Below are 6,525 nucleotides of genomic sequence, written 5' to 3' on the forward strand. Positions count from 1 at the left end.
GCGCCGCAACGGGCTTCGGCCGGATACACGATCAGGAGATGCCGGAATGAAGGACTACGTCGTCAGGGACATTTCGCTCGCGGCCTACGGGCGCAAGGAACTGGACGTCGCCGAAACGGAGATGCCGGGCCTGATGGCGCTTCGTGAGGAATACGGCGAGAGGCAGCCCTTGAAGGGCGCGCGGATCGCCGGCTCGCTGCACATGACGATCCAGACCGCCGTCCTGATCGAGACGCTGGTCGCGCTCGGGGCCGAAGTGCGCTGGGCGTCCTGCAACATCTTCTCCACCCAGGACCACGCGGCGGCGGCCATCGCCGAGGGCGGCACTCCGGTCTTTGCGGTCAAGGGCGAGACGCTGGAGGAATACTGGGACTACGCCGACCGCATCTTCTTCTTCGGCGGCGAGGACGGCACCGCGAACATGATCCTCGACGACGGGGGCGACGCGACGATGTACATCCTCCTTGGCGCCCGGGCGGAGGCGGGCGAGACCGACATCCTCGATCTGCCGACCTCGGACGAGGAGACGGCGCTCTTCGCGCAGATCCGCAGGCGGCTCGAGGCGTCGCCCGGCTGGTTCACGAAGCAGCGCGACGCGATCCGTGGTGTTTCGGAGGAGACGACGACGGGCGTCCATCGCCTCTACGACCTGCACAAGCGCGGTCTGCTGCCGTTTCCGGCGATCAACGTCAACGACAGCGTCACCAAGTCGAAGTTCGACAACAAGTACGGCTGCAAGGAATCGCTGGTGGATGGCATCCGCCGCGCGACCGACACGATGATGGCGGGCAAGGTCGCCGTCGTTTGCGGCTACGGCGACGTGGGCAAGGGCTCCGCCGCGTCCCTGCGCGGCGCCGGCGCGCGCGTGAAGGTGACGGAGGTCGACCCGATCTGCGCGCTGCAGGCGGCGATGGACGGGTTCGAGGTCGTCGTTCTCGAGGACGTGGTCGACAGCGCCGACATCTTCATCACCACGACCGGCAATCGCGACGTCATCCGCATCGAGCACATGCGCGAGATGAAGAACATGGCGATCGTCGGGAACATCGGCCATTTCGACAACGAGATCCAGGTCGCCAACCTCAAGAACCACAAGTGGACGAACATCAAGGATCAGGTGGACATGATCGAGATGCCTTCGGGCAACCGTATCATCCTCCTGTCCGAGGGGCGTCTTCTGAATCTCGGCAACGCCACCGGCCATCCGTCCTTCGTGATGAGCGCGTCCTTCACCAATCAGGTCCTGGCGCAGATCGAGCTCTGGACGAAGGGCGGGGACTACGCGCCGGGCGTCTACATCCTGCCCAAGCATCTCGACGAGAAGGTGGCGCGGCTGCATCTCGGACGGGTCGGCGTGAAGCTGACCGAGCTTCGCAAGGAGCAGGCCGACTATATCGGCGTGACCGTGGACGGCCCGTTCAAGCCCGAACACTATCGCTACTGAGCGGCGCGAGGGCTTTCGCTGTATCGGACGCGTGCCGGTGAACATTCGGCGCCGGTATCCGGCGACGGAACGGAAAAAGGGACGAGGATGAGCAAGCGCGACGAATTGATCGGGCATTACGCCCACGAGATCCGGGGCAAGCTGGGCGACGAGCCCGACATGGATCTCCTGCGCAAGGTGACGATCGGGTGCGGCCCCTCCATCTACAGCCGCGACAGCGCCACCGTCGCGACGAGCCAGCCGAAGGAGATGGAGGCCGTCAAGAACAACTTCCTCATCCGCAAGCTGGGCCTGTCGGACGGCCCGAAGCTGGACGAGGGGATCAATGCGGCGATCGAGAAGTACGGGCGTTCGAACACGACGAAGTACCGCGCCGTTTTCTACTATCTCCTTGTGAAGCATTTCGGAAAGGAAAGCGTCTACGGATGACGCGGACAGACCGGGGAAAAAGGCGCCTTCGGGCGCCTTTTTCGTGTCCGCCCAAGGGTTGCATATAAGCAACAGGCCGCCCATCTGCGGATCCGTAGGCCCATCGAGGGACCGTGCCGATCCGGGCGGTCCGAATGCCGGGCGCTTGAGAGGAGACGGGTACATGAACCTGGAAAAATTCACGGAACGCGCGCGCGGCTTCTTGCAGGCCGCCCAGACGATCGCGGCGCGCGAGGGGAACCAGCAGCTGGTTCCGGAGCATCTGCTCAAGGCGATCATGGATGACGAAGAGGGCATGGCCGCAAACCTGATCGCGGCCACCGGCGGTGCGCCCGAGCGGGTGAAGCAGGCCGTCGACGTGGCGGTCGCGAAGCTGCCGAAGGTGTCGGGCGATGCCGGGCAGGTCTACCTGTCGCGCGAGATGACCCGCGTGCTGGACGAGGCCGAGACGGTCGCGAAGAAGGCCGGTGACAGCTTCGTGCCGGTGGAGCGGGTGCTGATGGCGCTCGCGATGGTGAAGTCCAAGGCCAAGGACGCGCTCGACGCGGGCGCGGTCAACGCGCAATCGCTCAACGCGGCGATCAACGAGGTCCGCAAGGGGCGGACGGCGGATTCGGCCAATGCGGAGGAAGGCTACGAAGCGCTCAAGAAATACGCCCGTGACCTGACCGAGGCGGCACGGGACGGCAAGATCGACCCGATCATCGGGCGCGACGAGGAAATCCGACGCGCCATGCAGATCCTGTCGCGGCGCACCAAGAACAACCCCGTCCTGATCGGCGAGCCGGGCACCGGCAAGACCGCAATCGCGGAAGGCCTCGCTCTTCGGATCGTCGATGGCGACGTGCCGGAGAGTTTGCGTAGCAAGCGGCTGATGGCGCTTGATATGGGCGCATTGATCGCCGGCGCGAAGTATCGCGGCGAGTTCGAGGAGCGGCTGAAAGCCGTCCTGAACGAGGTCACCGCGGCCGCGGGGGAGATCGTCCTGTTCATCGACGAGATGCACACGCTCGTCGGCGCCGGCAAATCCGAGGGCGCGATGGACGCGGCGAATCTGATCAAGCCGGCATTGGCGCGCGGCGAACTGCATTGCGTGGGCGCGACGACGCTCGACGAGTACCGCAAGTATGTCGAGAAGGACGCGGCCCTCGCCCGGCGCTTCCAGCCGCTGATGGTGGCGGAGCCGACGGTCGAGGATACGATCTCGATCCTGCGGGGCATCAAGGAGAAGTACGAGCTGCATCACGGCGTGCGGATCAGCGATTCCGCCCTTGTCGCGGCGGCTAGCCTGTCGAACCGTTACATCACCGACCGTTTTCTTCCGGACAAGGCCATCGACCTCGTCGACGAAGCCGCGTCGCGGCTGCGCATGGAGGTCGATTCGAAGCCCGAGGAGCTGGACGCGCTCGACCGCGACATCCTGCAGAAGCAGATCGAGGCGGAGGCGTTGCGTCGCGAGGACGACGAGGCTTCGCGGGACCGGCTGGAGCGGCTGGAGAAGGAGCTCTCCGAGGTGCAGCAGCGGAGCGCCGAGCTGACGGCGCGCTGGCAGGCCGAGCGCGACAAGCTGGACAGCGCGCGGAGCCTGAAGGAGCGTCTGGACGCGCTCCGAATCGAGCTCGACCAGGCCAAGCGCGACGGCAACTTCGCCCGCGCGGGCGAGCTTCAATACGGCACCATCCCGGGCCTCGAGGCGCAGCTCGCGGAAGCCGAAGCCGAGGACGGCGACGTCATGGTCGAGGAAGCCGTTCGGCCCGAGCAGATCGCCAGTGTCGTCGAACGCTGGACCGGCATCCCGGTTGCCCGGATGCTCGAGGGCGAGCGTGAGAAACTCCTGCGCATGGAGGAGGAGCTCGGCCGCCGCGTCGTCGGTCAGCGACAGGCCGTCACGGCCGTGTCGAACGCCGTCCGCCGGGCCCGGGCCGGCTTGAACGACGAGGCGCGGCCGCTCGGAAGCTTCCTGTTCCTCGGCCCGACTGGCGTCGGCAAGACGGAGCTGACCAAAACGCTGGCGGAGTTCCTGTTCGACGACGACGGGGCGATGGTGCGGATCGACATGAGCGAGTTCATGGAAAAGCATTCCGTGGCTCGCCTGATCGGCGCGCCCCCGGGTTATGTCGGCTACGACGAGGGGGGCGTCCTGACCGAGGCGGTTCGGCGCAGGCCTTATCAGGTCGTGCTGTTCGACGAGGTCGAGAAGGCGCATCCGGACGTGTTCAACGTGCTACTCCAGGTTCTGGACGACGGTGTCCTCACCGACGGGCAGGGGCGCCGGGTCGATTTCAAGCAGACGCTCATCATCCTCACGTCGAACCTCGGCGCGCAGGCGTTGAGCCAACTGCCGCACGGGGCGGATGCGAGCGCGGCCAAGCGCGACGTCATGGACGCGGTCCGGGCGCATTTCCGGCCGGAATTCCTGAACCGGTTGGATGAGACGATCATCTTCGACCGGCTCGCCCGCCGCGATATGGACGGGATCGTCGACATCCAGATCGCGCGGTTGGCCAATCGTCTGGTCGGACGGAAAATCCGGCTGGAGCTCGACGAGGGGGCGCGGAGGTGGCTGGCGGAGGAAGGCTACGACCCGGTCTTCGGCGCCCGTCCGCTCAAGCGCGTGATACAGCGCGCGCTTCAGAACCCGCTGGCGGAGATGCTGCTGGCCGGCGAGATCGGGGATGACAGCGTCCTGCCGGTGACCGCCGGAACGGACGGTCTCGTGATCGGGGACCGGGTAGCCACGTCCGAGCGACGGCCACCGGAGCATGCCGTGGTGCACTGATCACGTCTCGCCTTGCGGGGGGCGGCCGGCCGGCCGCCCCTTTTCGCTAGGGACGAATTCGTCGCCATTGACGTTCCGGTGAGGGACGCTTGCGATGCGGGAGGAGGCCGGGCACGGTGCTGGTGGCGTAGGCGGTGACGAACGCGGAAGGTTGAGTGGCGCCGTATGGAGTGGAACCGGACGCCGGGTGATGCGCGTCTGTTTCGTGACCGAGCTGAAGCGGAACGGGGCGCGCCTCAATCCGATGAACCAGACGAGGAACCGAGATGTTCAAGCCCGACCTGACCCGTGCCGACGTAACACCGGAAGGTGTCTGGCTGAACCGCAGGAAGCTGATCGCTGCGCTCGGCGCGGGATCGATCGCCGGGGGGCTCGGGTTTCAGGCCGCCGCACAGGAGGCGCTGGAGCCGAACAGCTGGGAGCAGATCACCAATTACAACAACTTCTACGAGTTCGGCCTCGACAAGGAGGATCCGGCGCAAAATGCCGGCGACATGTCCGTCGATCCCTGGCGCGTGACCGTGGACGGCCTGGTCGATAATCCGGGCGATTATGCGCTCGAGGAGCTGATCGGCGACATCCCGTCGGAGGAGCGGATCTACCGGTTCCGCTGCGTCGAAGGCTGGTCGATGGTCATTCCGTGGAACGGATTCGAGTTGAACAGGCTACTTGCGAAGGTCGGCGTTCGGCCGGACGCGAAATACATCGCTTTCGAGACGGCCGTGCTGCCCGACGTCATGGAAGGCGTGCAGTTCCCGGTCCTCGACTGGCCCTATACCGAAGGGCTGCGATTGGACGAAGCCATGCATCCCCTCACGATCATGGCGACCGGGATCTACGGGCGGCAGATCCCGAACCAGAATGGCGCGCCCATGCGTCTGGTGGTGCCGTGGAAATACGGCTTCAAGAGCATCAAGTCGATTGTGCGGATCAGCCTCGTCGCGGAACAGCCGGTCAACACGTGGCAGAAATCGGCGCCGAGCGAATACGGGTTCTATGCCAACGTGAATCCGGAGGTCGATCACCCGCGATGGTCGCAGGCGACGGAACGCGTGATCGGCGCGGGATTCTTCGGTGGCCGCGTCGATACTCTCCCGTTCAACGGCTATGCGGACGAGGTCGCTTCGCTTTACGAGGGCTTGGACCTCCGGGAGAACTTCTGACGCTTTGAACGCGATTACCGCATACGGTCCCCGCATTTCGGGGTTGGCGCGGCGGGTTCCTTCCTGGATCGTCTATGCGCTCGGTTGCATCCCGGGCCTGCTGCTCCTGCAAAGGGGCATGGCGGGACAGCTCGGGATCGACCCGGTCGAAACGCTCGAGCACGAGTTCGGTATGCTGGCGTTCCAGTTCCTTCTCGGATCCCTGACGATCACTCCGATTCTCCGGTTTGCCAGGATCAACCTGCTGAAGTTCCGGCGGGCTCTTGGATTGCTGTCGTTCGGATATCTCGTGCTGCATCTGCTGGTCTGGTTGCTTCTGGATCAGCAGTTGAGGCTGGAACTGATTGCGGAGGAGCTTTCGAAGCGACGCTATCTCATCATCGGGCTGCTGGCTTTCCTGTTGCTCGTTCCGCTGGCGGTGACGTCATGGTCGGGCGCGGTCCGCCGCATGGGGGCGAAGAATTGGGTGCGGCTGCACAGGTCGGTCTACATCGCGACCATCCTCGGGGGAGTGCATTACATCATGCAGGAGAAGGTATGGGCGACCGAGCCGCTCATCTACCTCGGCGCGGCGATCTTGCTCGTGGGAATCAGGGCGTTCTGGCTTCGCGCCTGGTAGCCTGATCAGGCGTTCGTCGGTTCCACGAAATGTTTGCCACGATCGCGCGTCCTGTTCCGGTACAAACTTGCGCGGGAGGTTCGGTCTGTGG

The 6,525-nt window shown here is 65.1% G+C and carries 5 protein-coding genes; all 5 read left to right on the top strand.

Translation table 11 applies throughout. The features are described 5' to 3' along the window. Positions 1-46 precede the first annotated feature (46 nt). The 5 genes from ahcY to Q1B08_RS16635 all read left to right on the top strand — a co-directional run bounded on the left by ahcY (position 47) and on the right by Q1B08_RS16635 (position 6,434). On the top strand, positions 47-1,444 hold the full coding sequence (ahcY, locus tag Q1B08_RS16615) for an adenosylhomocysteinase (protein WP_299821393.1): 1,398 nt from the start codon (positions 47-49) through the stop codon (positions 1,442-1,444). Positions 1,445-1,531: 87 nt separating this feature from the next. Beyond that, complete coding sequence (locus tag Q1B08_RS16620; RefSeq protein WP_299821395.1) at positions 1,532-1,873, top strand: DUF2853 family protein; 342 nt, start codon at positions 1,532-1,534, stop codon at positions 1,871-1,873. 163 nt (positions 1,874-2,036) lie between these two features. Further along, the gene (gene clpB, locus Q1B08_RS16625) at positions 2,037-4,652 is read left to right on the top strand and encodes an ATP-dependent chaperone ClpB (RefSeq protein WP_299821397.1); all 2,616 of its coding nucleotides are present in this window, start codon (positions 2,037-2,039) and stop codon (positions 4,650-4,652) included. Positions 4,653-4,918: 266 nt separating this feature from the next. Continuing rightward, complete coding sequence (msrP, locus tag Q1B08_RS16630; protein ID WP_299821399.1) at positions 4,919-5,815, top strand: protein-methionine-sulfoxide reductase catalytic subunit MsrP; 897 nt, start codon at positions 4,919-4,921, stop codon at positions 5,813-5,815. A gap of 4 nt (positions 5,816-5,819) precedes the next feature. After that, positions 5,820-6,434: a protein-methionine-sulfoxide reductase heme-binding subunit MsrQ gene (locus Q1B08_RS16635; RefSeq protein ID WP_299821401.1), complete on the top strand. Its 615-nt coding sequence runs from the start codon at positions 5,820-5,822 to the stop codon at positions 6,432-6,434. Positions 6,435-6,525: the final 91 nt, after the last annotated feature.

The sequence above is a fragment of the uncultured Jannaschia sp. genome (genome assembly GCF_947494025.1).
Lineage (GTDB): Bacteria > Pseudomonadota > Alphaproteobacteria > Rhodobacterales > Rhodobacteraceae > Jannaschia.